The following is a 17,258-nucleotide window of genomic DNA, read 5'->3' as shown; positions in this document are numbered from 1 at the left end:
CGCCCGTCAGATACGCCATCGACGCTGGATCGGTGACATCGAAGGGCTTGGGAACTTGCATCTGAACTTTGTACGTTATCACCAGTATGGCAACCGCGATCCCGCCAATCACATGAACCCAGAGGGTTCCAAACCACCAGACTGCGGCTTCGAAAAGTCCCCAGAACCATGACCGAGGTGGATCGGCATAGTAGATCTCGTCCCGAATCCGCGCTTCTATGAGACTGAACGACATGGGTGGTACCGGCCGCACCGCCGTCCGCTTGGGCGGGCCACTCGCGTCTGCACGGGAAATCGGTGGCGGGGTGATTGCTTCGGAGGTGGGGGGGACAACGGGCGGGTCAGATTCTGTCACGTTGCCTCCAACAACCGGATCCAGGGACCGATGTAATGTCCATTGTCATGAAACGTCCGGCCACTGACGAGGTTTCCGTCAACGACACACGGCTCATCCACGAAGATACCGCCACAGACCTCCAGGTCAAACCGGCATTTCGGGACTGTGGCCATTCTTCGCCCTTTTACGCAGCCGGCGTAAGCGGGGATTTCCACTCCGTGGCAGACACTCGCAATCGGCTTATTTGCTGCGAAGAAGTGCTTTGTGATCCGGACCAGATCTTCGTCATAACGGAGATACTCGGGTGCTCGCCCCCCCGAGAACAGAATCCCTGCATAGTCTTCGGGGACAATGTCACGGAAGGCCACCTCGGCGAAAATCGAGTAGCCTTCCCACTCCCTGGTGATCGTCCAGCCCGGTTTCACCTCATGCAGCACCATCTGATAGAGCTTGCGTTCCGGTCCCGCCACCACCGGTCTCATCCCCGCTTCAACCAATCGATAATACGGATAAAGCGTATCAACCGTTTCCGTCGCGTCCCCCACAATGATCAAAACCTGCTTCACGATAGGCCCCACGAGTACTTCTTGAGTTTCCGCAGTCATCGAACGTTGCCTGAACACGGCCGACAGGGCGGGCCGTCTGGCTCCTGCAGACCGCCATTGAGACTGGCTGGTCGCTGACGAAATAACGCTTGCCATTCGCGTCGGACGACCGTTTCACCCAGCCCTCCTTTGCAAAACTGCGTTACTTTCCAGCCACATCCTGACGCTTGTCTTCGCGAAACCGGAACGGCTTGCCGCCGACGAGATCAGAACTGAGGATGGTCGGACACCAATGCTTTTCGACATGCGAAATGACGAGATCCGTTCCCGCGAAATGGCTCACGAACGGTTTGCTCTTGGAGCAATACATCGTGTCGGTCATGTCCCTGACCAGCAGCACGTCTTTTCCCTGTGTCACCAGTTGCCGAATCGCAAAGGGACGACCGAGGACACACATGTTGAGGTGCACACCCATGATGATGACATGATCGATTCCCCGATCCGCCAGCAGATTGAATGTTTCCTGACCGTGATCGGTGATGGCGTCTCCTTCGAGGATGTCGATCGTATTGATCTGCCGAGTCCAGGGAGGGACGATCTCGCACTTGGTCTCGCAATCGCAGCCCATGTCGGTGTCATCAATCGGCAGTTCCGCTTCGCGCTTGCCGTCGGGGTAGCACCAGGCGGTTCCCCAGCGTTCGACGGTCGCCAGCGGAAGCCGCGTTTTGACGAAGGGGGCTGTTTGAGCCAGCCGGCGCTGCGGCGTCCCTTTGTAAAAATCGACTGTGGTGCTCGGTGCGTGGATGATGAAAACACCCCGATCACGCGCTGCATGGATGACCTTGTTCATCGGACCGGCTAGCTCTTCGACGCGCGCCGCCGCTCCTTTGCACCAGTGCTGATCCCACATGTCGCAGATGATCAGGGCCGTCTTGCGAGGATCCCATTCGACGGTGGCCTCTTTCACGACTGCCTTTGTAAGGGGTTCCTCCAGAGACTGCCCGACACGCGACCGTGTCTTGAGGACCAGAGGTTTGACGGCTGCCGCAGCGGCCGTCTCTTCCGCATGAACCACTGGAGCGTCAGTCAGTTCTCTCAGCGCGACACAACAGATGACCAACGTCGCAGCCAACCACATTCGTCGCATAGCGTGATTTCCCCAAAAAGATGCGAGACAGAACGATCAGAATTATGAAGGCGTCTTCGGCAGTAGTGTCCACAACTGAGCATGCCTGTCGATTGGACAGTCTCTTACTGGTGTAACGAGGCGGGAGCCTGCCATAAAGAGACCACGCAACCGGCACAGAAAATTTGTCCCAGAACGAGTCGTCCCATGAACCGAGTCACGGCGTACGGCCTGGGCATTCCGAGTCGGGGGGGAGCAGGGGCAGGAGCAACGGAGTTACGGATTCGTCCTGCGTCGTCGCCACAGATAACTGACAAACGAACCCAGTCCGGCGAACCGGAAGGACGGATCGACGTAGTGTTCGATCACGTAAAAGGCAAAGTAGTAGGCCCGACAGAAGGACCAGATGGCAATCGCCAGAAGGAGTGCCAGTCGCAAGTCACGATGTTCCCAGAGAATCAACGTCACCGCGAAGAGCCCGGTCAGGAGAAACAGCAGGCCCTTGAAGTACAGCAGTCGAGGATCTTTGATGTCGCCCATGACGCCTCACACCGTTCTAACAACCCGGTCAGCGGACGTCCCGGCATCACATGGTGGGGACGATTGAATGGATCGACGACGGTCGTATCCCCGTCGTATCCGAGGGCGTGATAAATCGTCGCCACGAAATCGCCGACGGGAACCGGATTATCAATCGGTTCGGCGGCCAGTTTGTCGCTCTTGCCGTAAACCTGCCCCCCTTGGATCCCTCCCCCTGCCAGGACAGTGCTGTAGACATTCGCCCAGTGATCGCGACCGGGGGGACTATTCCCGTTGATGACTGGTGTCCGGCCGAAATCACCCGTCCATGCGACAAGCGTGGTCTCGAGTAAACCCCGATCTGCCAGATCGTCAAGCAATGCACCGAACGCCCGGTTCAGCGGGGGGAGTAACCGATCTCGCGTATGTTCCAGGTGGTGCGAGTGCGTATCCCACCCACCGAAGATGACGGTGACCAGTGAGACCCCCGCCTCCACGAGCCGACGTGCAACCAGGCAACTGCGCCCCAGACGGTCATTCCCGTATTTCTCGCGAAGAGAGACCGGTTCGTGCTCGATATCAAAGCCTTTCCACGTCGATTCGGCCCCCAGCACATCCAGAGCCTGCGTTTGCTGCCGCATCCAGTCCCGCAACAACGGAGTACCAGCGCCGATTTTCTGCTGCCCCAGGCGGCTCTGTAATTCCAGACGCTGTTCCAGACGCCCCCCGAGGAGTTCTTTCTGCAACTGGAAACCGGGGGGCATCATTCCCGGTAGACTCGCTTCACCAGTTCCCGGCGAGTTATTGAAATCTTCGTTGAGCTTGAAATAGCCATAATCCATCACGAGCGGATCATACTTTCGGCCGAGGAACCCGGCGCTCTGGCCGGCCCATTCACGGCCGGGACCATCCTGTGTAATCCACATCGGTAACTGAACCGCGGCGGGAAGTCCGCGCTGCGAGCCCCGCAACTGATTGAGCACAGCGCCCACGGCCGGATAGTCCCGCCGATCCAGAAACGGCTCACCTTCACGGGGGACGTTCGGAAATCCCGTGAGGTTGTAATGGACCCCGGCCCCATGAAAGAGTGCGTTACCCCCGTGATACACCGAACGAATGATCGCCAGTCGATCTGCCTGGTGGGCCAGATTGGGCAGCAATCCACAAATGTCGATCCCCGGTACGTTGGTCGAAATTGTGGGGAACAGACTGCGGGCAGGGCCGGGTGCTTCCGGCTTCATATCGAACGTTTCCTGCTGGGGTGCCCCACCCAGCATATAGAGCATGATACAGGCTCGCGCGGTGCCGGTCGGCGAGGCTCCGACAGCTCCCTTCGGCTGCGTCGTCGCGGCAACCTGCGTTTCCCTCGCGTCACCCCGATTCGCCCGCAACTGCGAAACTGAAAGCCCCAATGCCGACAGTCCACCCACCTGAAGACACGTCCGACGCGACAGAGGTGTGAAGGCTCGGAGCATTTCCACGTCACCGGAAGAGAGTTACACGGCAGAAACCTCTCGGAGCATACAACGTCACCACGGAATTGTAACCACAATTCCCGGCAGGTGTTCATTCTTCACTTCGGCGTGCTGCAGCGCCGCAAGGACACAGCACGAACACGCTGCTAAGCGGCAGGGATCTTGAACAGCGATAGAGCCTTCTGTTGCAACCGTCGGTCACATTGAACTCAATGGGTTCCTGTCGAGTTCCAACAAGGTTGGTTGTTCGTGCCGACGGAGACGTCGGCGGTCCCGGGATCGCCGACGTCCCCGTCGGCTTCCTTTCGGGCGTCGCGACTTCCTTGCAAGTCGCAGCCTCCGTCTGTGGCTCCCAACAGTGGCGGAAAGAACAGGCTGCTGAACCGGGACACTCAATTACGAGGCATGGCGCATCCGCAGCGTGGGCTTTTCGAGTGTGACGACGGTATTCGGGGGCACACTTTCATAGACCGAGGCCCCCGCTCCGATGACCGAGTTTCGCCCGATGGTGGTCGATCCCCCCAGCACTGTCGCGTTGGCGTAGACGACGACGTGATCTTCAATAGTGGGATGACGTTTGAGTGTCCGCACCAGATTTCCCGCGTCGTCCCGCACGAAGCTCAACGCCCCCAGCGTCACTCCCTGATACAGCTTCACGTGGCTGGCAATCTCACAGGTCGCACCAATGACGACACCGGTGCCGTGATCGATGAAGAACGAGGGGCCGATGGTTGCGCTCGGATGAATATCAATCCCCGTTCTGCCATGCGCCCACTCGGAAATCATCCGTGGAATCAGGGGAATCTTCAGACGGTCGATTTCATGTGCCAGACGATAAATCGTAATGGCTTCGAGTCCGGGATAGCAGAAGATGATTTCATCGAGACTTCCGGCCGCCGGATCGCCGTCGAAAGCCGCCTGGACGTCGGTTGCCAGGACACGTCGAATTGACGGGAGTGCCGAAAGGAATTCGATCGCCCGTTCCTGTCCCAGCGCCTCGAAATCGGGCTGGACGTCCTCGCACGTCAGTTTATTCTTGCGTCGATAATCGTGCCGCAGCGCGCGGGCAAACTGCTGTGTTAAGCGATCGTGCAGACTGTCGATCAGATCGCCAATGTGATAGGTCACATTGCCCAGATGCAGATTCTGGCGCTTCCGGTAGCCGGGGTAGAGGATCTCTTTCAGGTCCTCTGCAATTTCGATCACCATGTCGACGCTGGGGAGCGGACAGTGACCCAAATGATTGATCGTCTCGATCTCGTGATAAGTATCCACGATCCGATCGGTCAGCTCGGGAAGTCGTTCCTTAAGACGAATGTCAGTGGCCATAAGCCATTCCTTAATTTACTGCTGATTCCCGAGCCAATTTCTGAATATCAAATCCGGTTCCGGCAGCAATTGTGTTACGGCAATCGAATCGATTCCGTTCTGGATCGCTGACTGTTTCCGCTGATCCACACACCGTGTGACAGGAATCGGCGGATCATTCGTAGACGGTTCACAGAATCCCACTTTCCGCACAGATTGAATCATTCGCAACGAAGCAACGAACGGAATTTTGAATAAAGTCACCGGATTCTATCCAGCTTATCAAGTACCCGGTCAACGCAAGAGAGACTCTCGATTTTGCCCAAACGCCAAACTCCGCCCGAGCGAAGAGACCGTTCAGCCGTTCCCTCGCCCGCCGACGAGTCTCAGCCGGATTTCCAGGATCGAGGAAGACCGACAGGCCGTTGAGGTATGACCGAGCCACTTGGGCGAAGCTGCGCGAGGATTCCCGCCAGCCAGACTTTGCGGGCTCTAGACCCAATTGTGTCGCGGACCAAACGATGACGACGATGACGAAAGGTGTCGACGTTGCCGGCAATAGCTGCTGTGTGCGACGTAGCGATGCTCTCAGGGAAACCGCCTTCAGCGGCTGTGCCGGTGGACGTTTCTTGCAAGACGTAAAGCGGCCTGGGATGACCAGCGCCGCAGCAACGCTTTCGTTCCTGACTCACCAATTAGGGATGCCCCATGCTGTTGTCCGATTCGCAGGAGCGGACCGCACCCTCGGAAGGCCGTCCAGTGGATTACTGGCTGGAGACCCGGCGTCCATTCTGCAACCTGATCTTCCTTTTCCCGCTGCTTGTCGTTTACGAAGCGGGCGTGCTGCTGACGGGTGGATTCGACGGAAATTCCATTCGGAATGGCGCCGATGCCTGGATGCGCCACTGGCTGTTGCGAGTGGGAATTGATCTTTTCTGGCTGTTGCCTCTGCTGCTGCTGAGCGTCCTGCTCGCCTGGCACCTGACTGTACGACAACCCTGGAGAATGAAGTGGGAGACGCTGGGGGGCATGATGGCGGAAAGCCTGCTCTACGCGTTCGTCCTGATCATGCTGGGCCAGTTGACGGACTACGGTTTTCGATACGCATCATCGCTCACGGTGCAACCGGACCTGCAGCAACTGCAGCTCGATGATGATTATGTTGCGAACGGCTTCCTGATCCGGCTGGTGACGTATATGGGGGCCGGGATCTACGAAGAATTTCTGTTTCGGCTCTGCCTGCTACCCGCTCTTTACGGGGCCATCCGACTGCTGATGATTCCGCGTCACTGGGCTTTGCTCGGAACCGTGGTGATCTCGAGCGTCGTGTTTTCACTGGCGCATTACCTCGGACCTTCGACGGATGGTTCCCTGCTGCAGTTAGTCATCGACGCCATCGGGCGGGTGAAATCCCGTCCCGAACTGTGGTTCGGATTCGTCTTCCGCACGCTGGCGGGAATCTTCTTTGCAGGATTGTACTTCTTTCGCGGCTTCGGGATTGCGGTCGGTGCACACGCCGCCTACGACGTCTTTGTCGGCATTGTCCTGATTAACGAGCTCTGATCACGGCCGTAGCGAACGACCGGGGGCGAATTACGTCGAAGATCCACCTAGCCGGATCAGGTCGACCAGTTCAGCCGTCGACATCTTCGCCGCCGCATCAGTCCCTTCCAGAATTCCCGCCACCAGTCCGCGCTTATCGGCGTGCAGTTTCAAGATCTGTTCTTCGATGGTTTCCTTCGAGACAAACCGGTAGACCGTGACGGGACGAGTTTGACCAATCCGGTGAGCACGATCGGTCGCCTGGTCCTCGACCGCCGGATTCCACCAGGGATCCAGGTGCAGCACATAATCGGCACCGGTCAGATTCAGTCCTGTTCCTCCCGCCTTGAGCGAGATCAGGAACAAATCACCCTCGCCCCGCTGAAACGCCTCAACCGCCTGCTGACGTTTTTTGGCCGGAGTCGATCCATCGAGATACTGGTACTCAATCTTTCGCAGATCGAGTGCCTCGCGCACCAGTGCCAGATGCTGCGTGAACTGACTGAAGACCAGCGCCCGGTGTCGTCCCTCGCGCAGTTCCTCGACCGTTTCCAGAAACAGATCCAGCTTGGCCGACGAGTGCTTCCACTTCTTGTCGACCAGGCGGGGGTGGCAGGCGAGCTGACGCAGCCTTGTCAGAGCGGCCAGCACAACAAACCGCTGATCTTTCTCCTGGCCATCGATCAGATTCGTGAGATTCTTCACCGCCCACAGCCGGGCATCTTCGTAGATTCGCCGCTCTTCCGACGAGAGTTCCGCCGTTAACTGAATCTCGGTCCGTGCGGGGAGTTCTGAAAGGACTTCGCTTTTGGTCCGCCGCAAGATAAATGGACGGATGACACGCGAGAGCGCCTGTTTGCGTTCCGGATCTTTGCTCTTCTCAATGGGTTCCGCAAAGACGTCACGAAAACGTTCCCAGCTGCCAAACAGGCCGGGAGAAACGGCTCGGAAAACGCTCCACAGATCGCCCAGGTGATTTTCGGCCGGCGTCCCGGTCAGAGCCAGTTTCCAGTCGGCCTGAATCTCGCGTACGGCCGCTGCTGTTTTGGTCTGGCTATTCTTCACGGCCTGTGCTTCGTCCAGCACCAGCGTCCCCCACTGAATGGTGCTCAGTTCGGAAACATGCTGCTGCAACAGGTGATAGCTGGTGATGAGCAGATCACCCTTTGTCAGCGTCTTGAGAAACTCGACCCGGTCCGTATCGCGATACAGGATCGGTCGCAGGGTGGGGGCGAAGCGTTCGACTTCACGCATCCAGTTAAAACCGACGGACACGGGTGCCACGATCAGCGTCGGGCCCTTCTCGCGCCGATCCAGCAGGACGGCCACCGTCTGGACGGTCTTCCCTAGACCCATGTCGTCGGCCAGACACCCTCCGACGCCCCATTCGGCCAGCCGCCTGAGCCACTTGTAGCCTTCGACCTGATAGTCGCGCAGGTCGGCCTGCAGGGTCGAAGGAACAACCGGGTCCAGATTCGTGGCCAGATGCAGGCGTTTCAGTGATTCCTTCCACTTTTTGCTCGCCTTGAGCGTCACCTGATCGTCAAGCACGTCTGACAGCAGAGGAGCGGCTGTCGCGTTGATCTCCAGCTTTCCCCGGTTGGAGTGCACCATGTCAGCCAGATTGGCGAGGCGATCTCGAAACTCCTTGGAGATCACGGCGAACTGTCCTTTGCCGAGATCCAGATAACGCCGGCCGCCACGAAGAGCCGTCAGCAGTGTGGCCAACGGAAATTGCTGGCCCCCCAGCGTGATCGATCCTGACAGTCCGAACCAGTCATGATGATCCTTGATCTCGACTCGCAGAGCAGCGGGCGTAATCTCACCCACCACGTTCATTTGCCGTTGTGAGTCTTCGGGCCACAGAACGGTGGGGTCACCCTCGGGCCGGGAGCGAAGCGCATCCAGCAGATCAAGCACATCATCATCCGTTGCGGCCTGCCAGTGAAACAGCCCTTGTGTGGTGAAGCGATTCAGGAACAAGTCGTTCGCCAACTGCTGAGCGTCGCGGCGTTCTGCCGCGGGATCTCGCTGGACCTGCACTCGCTTTTCCTCGATCAGACCGGCGACCTCGTCAGGTCCTTCGCCGGGCGTGAAGTAAGGTCCTTCGGGCGCAGGTTGAACCTCTAACTGAATCGTCGCTCCCACCAGGGCGTGCGGAGTCACACGGAGAAACAATCGCTGCTGTGCGTCAACCAGTTCCCCTTTTAACGAGACGGGTAAACCGACCGGGAGCTTTGCTTCGAGTGCGGGGAGCCTTTGCAGAAAATGGGGCTGTGCTTCCGGGGGAATCGCCGGACTGTATTCGAAGAGAGAAAGAATCAGCTTCCAGAGTTCGACTTCCGCCCTGATCACGTGGATCTGGGCAGCATCCATATCGATGGCAATCCCGCAAATGTGATTGCAGGGATAGAAATGAGCGAACTGAGAGACCTCGCGACCGCTAATCGAGGGAATCAGTTCCCAATTTTCACCCTTCTCCTCGATCCGAAGGCCAAGTTGCCCTTTCACCACCTCCATTTTCGTGGTTTCGAAAAAGACCTGAGGATGCCCCACCAGTTTTTCGCACAGGGTCCCGATCTGGTCGGTCGTCGGAAGCCAGTAGGCAAAACGCGATGATCGTGATGCTTGCAGCACCTCGAGATCCGCGGGAAGCAGTTCGATACTGGTATCGTAATGAAGTTGATCCCAGTCGATCGCGCGACCTTTATTCCATCCTCCCCGTTTACTGGGCGTCTGTTCCACCGGTTCCATGGTGAGCGTGGAATAGGGACCGATCATCAGGCGCCAGGCCAGTCGCGATCGGGGGACCGAGGAGACTTGTGGTTTAGGCGCGTCAGCGGCGTGAAGAAACTGATCCAGATTGCGAAGGGCGACGGACCACACAGGTTTGCTGGAATTCAGCACCTCCTTCAGCATCGCCGAACCAGGTTCCGAGAGTTTCTGAAGCAGAACGGTCAATGCGGCAAAGGTGTGTTCACAAAACAGGCCATTGAAGTTCTCGCACGAGCAACTCGGGATCAGTCGGGACTGATTGCCTTTCGTACTCTCTTGCTTGACCAGCACCAGCGCACGCATCACGCCGCGAACAGAGCATTCAAAATAGAAGAACGAAATTTCGGGATCGTACGTCGGACCAGCAATCCGACCGACCCAGCGAGATCCTGCCTTCTCCGCGCGCCGACTGTGGCGTTTGATGAGCGTTTGAATCTGATCCAGAATCTGTTGAGCAGCCTCATCCCTCACCGCGGATTTCGCGGGCACATCGTCTGATGCGGATTCTGCCAGAGCTCCACGATTCGAATGCATTGCTGGCATCCTGCCTGAGAAAAAGAAATCTTCCTGTCACCTCTGTTCAGACACTGAAATTAGTGGGAATGGCTCACTGAGTCACTTCACTCAGAAAAATTTTGTCGGCGAAAGATTTTCTCCGCGACCGGGAATGCTTTCTCACTGCTGACACTTCACGGCACACCCGTACGAACTGCGATTCACAGCGCGGCAATTTCCCTGATGAAGCAGACCGTCGGGGGTGACCATCAGACTCGTCCCCCCCCGTCTTCACTGTGAAGTTTGAGCCCGAAGTCCCATCACAGGCTCAGTTGCTTCATCGAGTTTCCGTGCCCACGGCGGCGTCAGTTTCGCGTGACGGGGACTTCTCGATCAGTCTGCGTTGGCTTATAGTTTTGCCTCAGGTCCATACGGTCGAGTCGCTCGACAATTCGGCGCGTGCCGCCCCATTTCCTGCCGCTTCCCGCAATCTCACGGCACCCCGATCAGTACGAAGTTCAATGCGAACAGTTTCGAAGGACGGATGATGCAAGACTACGAAAAGCTGGGCGTCTTTTATCTCGGCAAACTGTTCAACATGAAAACGCGTGAGGTCAAAAGTGATTCCCCCGTCCTGTATGACGCGAAGGATCTGACCACCCATGCCGTCTGTGTGGGGATGACCGGCAGCGGAAAAACGGGTCTGTGTTTGTCGCTGCTGGAAGAGGCCGCCATCGACAATATCCCGTCGATCTGCATTGATCCCAAAGGGGATCTGGGCAACCTGCTGCTCACCTTTCCCAACCTGCTGCCCGAAGACTTCCGGCCCTGGATCGACCCTGCAGACGCCACCCGCGCCGGCCTCTCGCCTGATGACTACGCTGCAAAAATGGCGAAGACCTGGAAAGAGGGACTGGCAAGCTGGGGACAACCCCCCGAACGGATCAAACGATTCCGCGATGCCGTGGATATCTCGATTTACACACCCGCCAGTAACGCGGGTCTGCCGCTGACTGTGATGAAATCGTTCGCGGTTCCGAATGACAAGATTCTGGACGATTCCGAAGCGATGCGCGAACGGGTCGCCTCGGCCGCGTCTGGCCTACTCGCTCTGCTGGGAGTCGACGCCGACCCGCTACAGAGCAAGGAACATATCCTGCTTTCAACCATTCTGGACCGTTCCTGGAGAGACAAGAAGGATGTCGACCTGGGGTTATTGATCCGCCTGATCCAGAAGCCCAACTTCACCAAGGTCGGGGTGATGGATATCGAGAGTTTCTACCCTGCCAAGGAACGAATTGCGTTCGCCATGAAGCTGAACAACCTGATCGCCTCGCCCGGCTTTCAGGCATGGCTCGAAGGTGAATCTCTCGATATTCAGCGACTGCTTTACACGCCTGAAGGGAAGCCCCGTCTGACCATCATTTCGATCGCTCACCTGAGCGACAGCGAGCGAATGTTCTTTGTGACCATCCTGCTGAATGAAATGGTGAGCTGGATGCGGTCGCAGACCGGAACCTCGAGTCTGCGTGCCATCCTGTATATGGATGAAATTTTCGGCTACTTCCCCCCCATGACCAATCCCCCCTCCAAGACGCCGATGCTGACGCTGCTGAAGCAGGCTCGCGCCTTCGGACTGGGTGTGGTTCTGGCCACACAGAACCCCGTGGACCTGGACTATAAAGGCCTTTCCAATGCCGGAACCTGGTTCTTGGGCCGACTGCAGACTGAACGTGACAAAGCCCGAGTGCTGGAGGGCCTGGAAGGGGCCTCGGCCGCAGCGGGTGCATTGTTTGATCGTGGTGAAATGGAAAATATCCTGGCAGGGCTGGGGAATCGTGTCTTCCTGATGAACAACGTCCACGAAACGCACCCCATCGTGTTCCAGAGCCGGTGGGCCCTGTCGTTCCTGCGAGGCCCGGTGGACCGCAGCCAGATCGCGAAACTGATGGCCGAAAAGAAGGGAACGCGAGCGGCCTCTTCGGTGCAGTCGGTTGCCGTCCTGGGTCTCAACTCGGCAGGAGGCCAGCATCCCGTCCTCCCCCCTGGGGTCGAAGAAGTGTTTCTCGCCGGGGAAACCAGCCTGCTGGGCGATGCAAAGTTGCTCTATCGACCGGGAATCCACGCCAGCGTCCGTGTGCGGTTCGTTCAGGCGTCAGCAGGGGTCGACACCCAACAGGATCTGACCGTCTTCCTTCCCGCCATCGAACAGATTTCGCCCACGATTTACGACGCAGCCGAGGTCACAACCGACGCAGGATATACGTTGCAGGAGCAGGCCGAAGCCGGGGCGACATTCGCCGACCTCCCCACGGCGTTGAATCAGCAGAAGACGTTCGAAGGTTTGAAGACCGCATTGAAGGACCATATCTACAAGACCCAGAAACTGTCCCTGTGGAAGTTCGCGGAACTGAAAGAGACGTCGAAAGAAGGGGAAAGTGAAGGGGACTTCCGTGTCCGTATGGCCCATCGCCTGAAAGAAGAGCGAGACCTGGCGGTGGAAAAACTACGGGCGAAGTACAGCTCGAAACTCGCGACCATACAGGAACAGTTGCGCAAGGCTTTGCAGAAGGTCGAGAAAGAGAAACTGGAATCCCGCAATCAGACCATGCAGGCAGGTGTGACAGTGGTGACCTCAATCCTGGGAGCCGTCTTCGGGAGAAAGGCGACGTCCGTGACTAACATGGGCCGGATCGCCACAGGCGCTCGTGCGGCCGGCCGAATGGGTGCTCAGAAGCAGGATGTGGCGCTGGCGGAAGAGTCGGTCGAAGCGATTCAGGCACGCTACGACAAACTGAACGAACAGTTTGAAGGGGAAGCGACAGCGTTGCTGGAAAGTGCTGCCCCGGAGAACATCAAGCTGCAGGAGACCAGCATTACCCCGAAGAAGACCGATGTCACTGTCGACCAGTTTGCACTTTGCTGGACGCCTTGGATCGTCGACGCGAAAGGGAATGCGGAACAAGCCTGGTAGAACAAGATCCCCTCTCTGCCCAGGTCGGTCTCTGCAGTACCACGATTACAGTACCACGATCGCGGCACGGGGTCGTCTTCGGGTGCTCACCCAACGACTGTCCGTTCGGCCCACGCCGCGTCCTGGACGGACAACATAGGGCCCCCGCGGCTGGGACTTGGCTCCCCAGGCTTTCAGGTGCGGATGCGTGTCAGAATGTAGATCAATGCGACGGCCCCGACGGTCGACATCAGCAGATTGCCGATGATGCCGTAGGCAGACAGGCCGACCACGGCGAAGAGGGCGCTGCCGACGAACGAACCGATGACTCCGATGATGAGATTACCAAGGACTCCAAAGCCCCGGCCCTTCATAATCTGACCGCTCAGCCAGCCTGCGGCGATCCCGACCAATAACGACCAGATAATGCTCATGTTGGGTTCTCAATCCATCTGAAGTCGTAAACAACCGTCCCGCGCAGAACATTCGATCGCATCACGATTCGTTTATTCGCACAATCACTCCGTCTCTTCGATCGACGTATGTAACGTGTACGTCGCATGATCTTAAGGCGTCGGAAATACGGCGGAAAGCCTATCAAACCGTTTTCATGCGAGGGGCAGAACTGAAAACTCATCTTGGTGAATCACGCCAATTGCTGTACATTTCGGACCTCCTCCTCGTTCAATTCGTGATGATGTCCGCCTTTTGGCAAGCTAACATTCATGCTCCGCTTGAGGTATTTCCGCTGCGTTTGGGCCCTCCGCACCCGCGCATCGATTCGATGCGTCAGTGCGACATTCTTTCTTTTCCTTGTCCTGACTCAGTTAACGGGTTGTGGCACGACGCGAATGTCTGACACCCTGCGAACGGGGACAGAGCAAATTCTGCTCTCGGCCGCGATCGACCGCTGTATCAGCGAGATGGATTTTTCAGAGCTCAGCGGAAAAGACGTTTACTTCGACCCGCAGTACCTGAGAGGCGTTTCGGATGAGGGCTACATCGTCAGTACCATCCGACAACGACTGCTCGCCGAGGGTGTGTTCCTGAAATCGGTGAGGGACGAAGCGACTTACGTCGTTGAAGCACGAGCGGGGGCGGTAGGAACGAACCGCCAGGATGTCCTGATCGGTATCCCCCAGACCAGCCTTCCCACAGGGGCCTTGACGGCGGGGATTCCTTCGGTAATTCCTGAAATTCCCTTTGCAAAGAAGACTCATCAGAAGGGTGTCGCAAAGATCGCCGTGTTTGCTTACAACCAGACGACCGGTCAGGCCCTGTGGCAGTCTGGCGCCACGCCCATCACGGCCGACGCCCGCGACACCTGGATTTTTGGTACAGGCCCGTTCCAGCGGGGTTCCATCTACGCCGGTGCCAGTTTTGCCGGTCAGCGTGTCCCCGGGTGGAATACCGACAAGGCGATCGCCTCCCGTCCACCTGCCAAGGGGATCCCCGTCAACGTGGCTCAGACGTTTGACGAAGATCCGGATGTCGTTCCACCGTCGCCGAAGTTGCTGGCAGAAAAGAAAGCCGAGAACAAAGCGACACCAGCGCTTTTCACTCCGGCGGTCCCACCAAGCCAGCCTCAGCCAGGACGAGCCCCTTCACCCATTCCATCCCCCTCCACGGCTCCTGCGGCCGCGACCGGATTCAGCGCCTCCAGCATGTTCAACATCACGGGAGGACAGCCCTCGAATGGATCCTCAGGTGGCAATGCTGCGGCCGCCAGTGCAGGGCTGCTGATCTTCAAGAACTCAACAAAGCCGGTCGAGTAGGCTCAGCGGCGAAGCGGCCCGGGACGTACCCCTTCCACGCGTGAAACAACGAACGTGTCCTGACTTGCTGAGTGCGATGGGGAAGAGGAGCCGAAGAGGTAATTTGCGCTGACGGGCCAATGTCGCAGCGGGGCAGGGACCCTCCCCTGAGACCGGGAAGATTTGCGCTGGGCGGTCTGTTAGACTTCTCTAGTCTGTGAAGTCAGTGCTGTGCTACAATCGTACTCCCTTTGCGGGGCCGCAGAGGATCAGGATTTCCCTCCTGGCCCTCCTCGAGATTCCTTCTTGTGCCGTGTCGTGCGGTGTATCCACTGATTCGCCTCGAAAGTCACCGCATGTCGACTGTATCTCAAGACGAACGTCGCAAACCCTGGGAAGAACATAATGTCTTCGCGTCGCTCGTTCTGGCGGTTCTGATCCCGGGATTGGGACATCTCTACCAGGGTCGGACGATCAAGGGTCTGATTTATCTCTTCGGAATCCTGGGCCTGTTCCTGTGGGGCGTTGTGCTGGGCGAGGGAATCGTCGTCTACAACCTTCCGGAACGGGGTGCCACACGTCAGATCACGCTGCACTATGCTGCTCAGTTGGGAGCAGGGGCCGTCTCGTATCCGGCTTTGTGGCAGACAAGACGAATGGCCAAGGACAACCATGCGGTCCGCCAGCTGGAACGCCCCCTCTCCGCGAAATTCTCGGGTCACCTGATCAACATGACCAGCGAAAAAGTGGAAGGTCATCTGATCGGCACCGTGAAGCTGGAACCGACCAAAGGGGAGTATGGGGCGGAAACGGCGGGCGTCTTCACCGGAACCCTGGAGGGTAAACCGATTGAACTTCCGCTCGAAGGGAGCTTCTACCTGGATCCCCCGATTGCGGCTGGTTTTCGCAGAACGCTGAAATGCAACGTCGCTGCCGCGACAGAAGACGGATCGAGTCCCGGTACGATGATCACCGGTTTTATTCCACGCTCGCTCGTGAACTCCTACGGCGTCCCTCCCGACCCGGACCAGTTACAGGAAGTGACGGGACGGCTGGGCAAGCAGCACGAACTGGCTCTGGTCTTCACCTGGATTGCAGGTCTGTTGAACATACTGGCCATCTGGGATTGCGTTCAGGGACCCGCTTATGGCTTTGGTGACGAAACCTGGACGAAGAACGAACCGGAAAAGGACCCCACCAGTGCACCAGCTCCTGTTCCCGCCACCAATCCCACGCCCACCGCTTGAGTAAACTGTTCAATGACACTGACCACACTACTTTTGGCTCAATCGACCAACGTGACCTGGTACCTGGTTCCGCTGGCGATGGTGATCAGCCTGGTCTACAGCACGAGCCGGTTCGAGTTGCCGGACCGCATCCTGCGCCGTGCAACGTGGCTCTTCCTGCAGATCCTGGGGTTCATGGGAGCGGTCTTTGTCCTGCTCTGGATCCTCTCCTACAAGCTCTGAATCACCTCGCACGAACCGCTCGGTTCAGCGCCAGGAAAGCCCCGGAGGACGCGTCCTCGAAGGACCGGCTGCAAGCCGCCGCAAGAGGTATTCCTCAAGTGCGGGCATACCATCAACTCCATTCTCAAGCACCGCAGGCGAGTGCAAGAACCGACGTCGGGTTCAATTCACCCTTCGCTCGAGCGGATGGGAAACCCCGGCGTAAGACTGTCATGCAGGGGATTTCCCGGGACGTGTCCGGGATGCCGGCGCGACTCGGACGCAGGAGCCGGGCTCGATTTGTTGCTGAGCGACAGCGACCATCAAGTCGGGTGACATCAAAAGCCAAAAACCAGCTCTCACGAATGAGGCTGGTTTCGGTATTTTCAGTCACTGACACCACAGGCCGCCATTGAGAGGCTGCCGGGATCAAAACTAGTTGGATGCAGGAGCAGACAACTTGTTGATCAAGCGGGTCAGACGTGACTTATCGCGTGAGGCCTTGTTTGGATGGATCAGGTGCTTCGCAGCCGATTGATCCAGCTTCTTGATCGCGAGCTTCAGCACAGCCTGTGCGTCTTCGACTTTGACAGCGCCGGTTGTGACCGCAGCAGCGGCGGTGCGAACCTTCTTGACCGACGTTCGCAGAGCGGAACGGTCATTTCGGTTTTTCAACCGACGGGTTTGCATTTTTCGAAGAGCGCGTCTGGCACTGTCTGTATTCGGCATTGAATCGTAACCACAAGGTTGGACTGACTGTAGCGTTCACCAGAAACCCCTTCCGCGCGCCACGACCCGCGAAGGGAGAGAGAGCATAAACGAAGCACGAGGAAGTTTCCAGTCTGTTTTGCGGCGTAATTTTCTACGGAATCCGCAAAGTCCGACCATTGCTTTTCAGTTTCTCTGCAATGCCCGGTTTCTGGCGTGTTCGACCCTTTACTCGTTCAACGATCACCATCGTCATTTTATCGGCCAACTCTT

14 protein-coding genes are annotated in these 17,258 nt (G+C 57.8%); 5 read left to right on the top strand and 9 right to left on the bottom strand.

Features of this window, described 5'->3' with window-relative positions:
* The 6 genes from VGE80_RS08455 to VGE80_RS08430 form a co-directional block, all read right to left on the bottom strand.
* On the bottom strand, positions 1-355 hold a 355-nt coding region (locus VGE80_RS08455), incomplete at its 3' end, for a hypothetical protein (RefSeq protein ID WP_440592339.1).
* The gene (locus VGE80_RS08450) at positions 352-942 is read right to left on the bottom strand and encodes a DJ-1/PfpI family protein (RefSeq protein WP_440592338.1); all 591 of its coding nucleotides are present in this window, start codon (positions 940-942) and stop codon (positions 352-354) included. The genes VGE80_RS08455 and VGE80_RS08450, both read right to left, overlap by 4 nt.
* A 142-nt stretch (positions 943-1,084) precedes the next feature.
* Positions 1,085-2,029, bottom strand: coding sequence for a protein-signal peptide and transmembrane prediction (locus tag VGE80_RS08445; RefSeq protein ID WP_440592337.1), 945 nt, complete (start codon positions 2,027-2,029; stop codon positions 1,085-1,087).
* 255 nt (positions 2,030-2,284) lie between these two features.
* Positions 2,285-2,548: a hypothetical protein gene (locus VGE80_RS08440; RefSeq protein WP_373649612.1), complete on the bottom strand. Its 264-nt coding sequence runs from the start codon at positions 2,546-2,548 to the stop codon at positions 2,285-2,287.
* Complete coding sequence (locus VGE80_RS08435; RefSeq protein WP_440592336.1) at positions 2,491-4,002, bottom strand: DUF1501 domain-containing protein; 1,512 nt, start codon at positions 4,000-4,002, stop codon at positions 2,491-2,493. Before VGE80_RS08435 ends, VGE80_RS08440 begins: the two co-directional genes overlap by 58 nt.
* 396 nt (positions 4,003-4,398) lie before the next feature.
* Positions 4,399-5,331, bottom strand: a complete 933-nt coding sequence (locus VGE80_RS08430; RefSeq protein WP_373649610.1) for a serine acetyltransferase — start codon at positions 5,329-5,331, stop codon at positions 4,399-4,401.
* Between the two features lie 687 nt (positions 5,332-6,018).
* Between VGE80_RS08430 and VGE80_RS08425 the strand changes: the two genes are divergently transcribed.
* Positions 6,019-6,873, top strand: a complete 855-nt coding sequence (locus tag VGE80_RS08425) for a CPBP family intramembrane glutamic endopeptidase (RefSeq protein WP_440592335.1) — start codon at positions 6,019-6,021, stop codon at positions 6,871-6,873.
* A 30-nt stretch (positions 6,874-6,903) separates the two neighbouring features.
* Here VGE80_RS08425 and VGE80_RS08420 read toward each other — a convergent pair whose 3' ends face one another.
* Entirely contained in the window at positions 6,904-10,161 is a 3,258-nt protein-coding gene (locus tag VGE80_RS08420) for a DEAD/DEAH box helicase (protein ID WP_440592334.1), read from the bottom strand.
* Between the two features lie 505 nt (positions 10,162-10,666).
* Here VGE80_RS08420 and VGE80_RS08415 point away from each other — a divergent pair.
* Positions 10,667-13,096: a helicase HerA domain-containing protein gene (locus VGE80_RS08415; RefSeq protein WP_440592333.1), complete on the top strand. Its 2,430-nt coding sequence runs from the start codon at positions 10,667-10,669 to the stop codon at positions 13,094-13,096.
* A gap of 173 nt (positions 13,097-13,269) precedes the next feature.
* Here VGE80_RS08415 and VGE80_RS08410 read toward each other — a convergent pair whose 3' ends face one another.
* Positions 13,270-13,509, bottom strand: coding sequence for a GlsB/YeaQ/YmgE family stress response membrane protein (locus VGE80_RS08410; RefSeq protein ID WP_373649606.1), 240 nt, complete (start codon positions 13,507-13,509; stop codon positions 13,270-13,272).
* Positions 13,510-13,800: 291 nt separating this feature from the next.
* On the opposite strand from VGE80_RS08410, the gene VGE80_RS08405 reads away from it, so the two are divergent.
* The 3 genes from VGE80_RS08405 (at position 13,801) to VGE80_RS08395 (ending at position 16,298) form a co-directional block, all read left to right on the top strand.
* The gene (locus VGE80_RS08405) at positions 13,801-14,850 is read left to right on the top strand and encodes a DUF6655 family protein (protein WP_375314944.1); all 1,050 of its coding nucleotides are present in this window, start codon (positions 13,801-13,803) and stop codon (positions 14,848-14,850) included.
* A 335-nt stretch (positions 14,851-15,185) separates the two neighbouring features.
* On the top strand, positions 15,186-16,076 hold the full coding sequence (locus VGE80_RS08400) for a DUF6677 family protein (RefSeq protein WP_440592332.1): 891 nt from the start codon (positions 15,186-15,188) through the stop codon (positions 16,074-16,076).
* Positions 16,077-16,088: 12 nt separating this feature from the next.
* Complete coding sequence (locus VGE80_RS08395; RefSeq protein ID WP_373649603.1) at positions 16,089-16,298, top strand: hypothetical protein; 210 nt, start codon at positions 16,089-16,091, stop codon at positions 16,296-16,298.
* A 414-nt stretch (positions 16,299-16,712) separates the two neighbouring features.
* On the opposite strand, the gene rpsT is transcribed toward VGE80_RS08395, so the two are convergent.
* On the bottom strand, positions 16,713-17,006 hold the full coding sequence (gene rpsT / locus VGE80_RS08390; RefSeq protein WP_375314943.1) for a 30S ribosomal protein S20: 294 nt from the start codon (positions 17,004-17,006) through the stop codon (positions 16,713-16,715).
* Positions 17,007-17,258: the final 252 nt, after the last annotated feature.

The organism is Schlesneria sp. (assembly GCF_036405755.1).
GTDB classification, from domain to species: Bacteria; Planctomycetota; Planctomycetia; order Planctomycetales; family Planctomycetaceae; genus Schlesneria; species Schlesneria sphaerica.
This window is presented reverse-complemented; position numbering and strand designations above follow the sequence as displayed.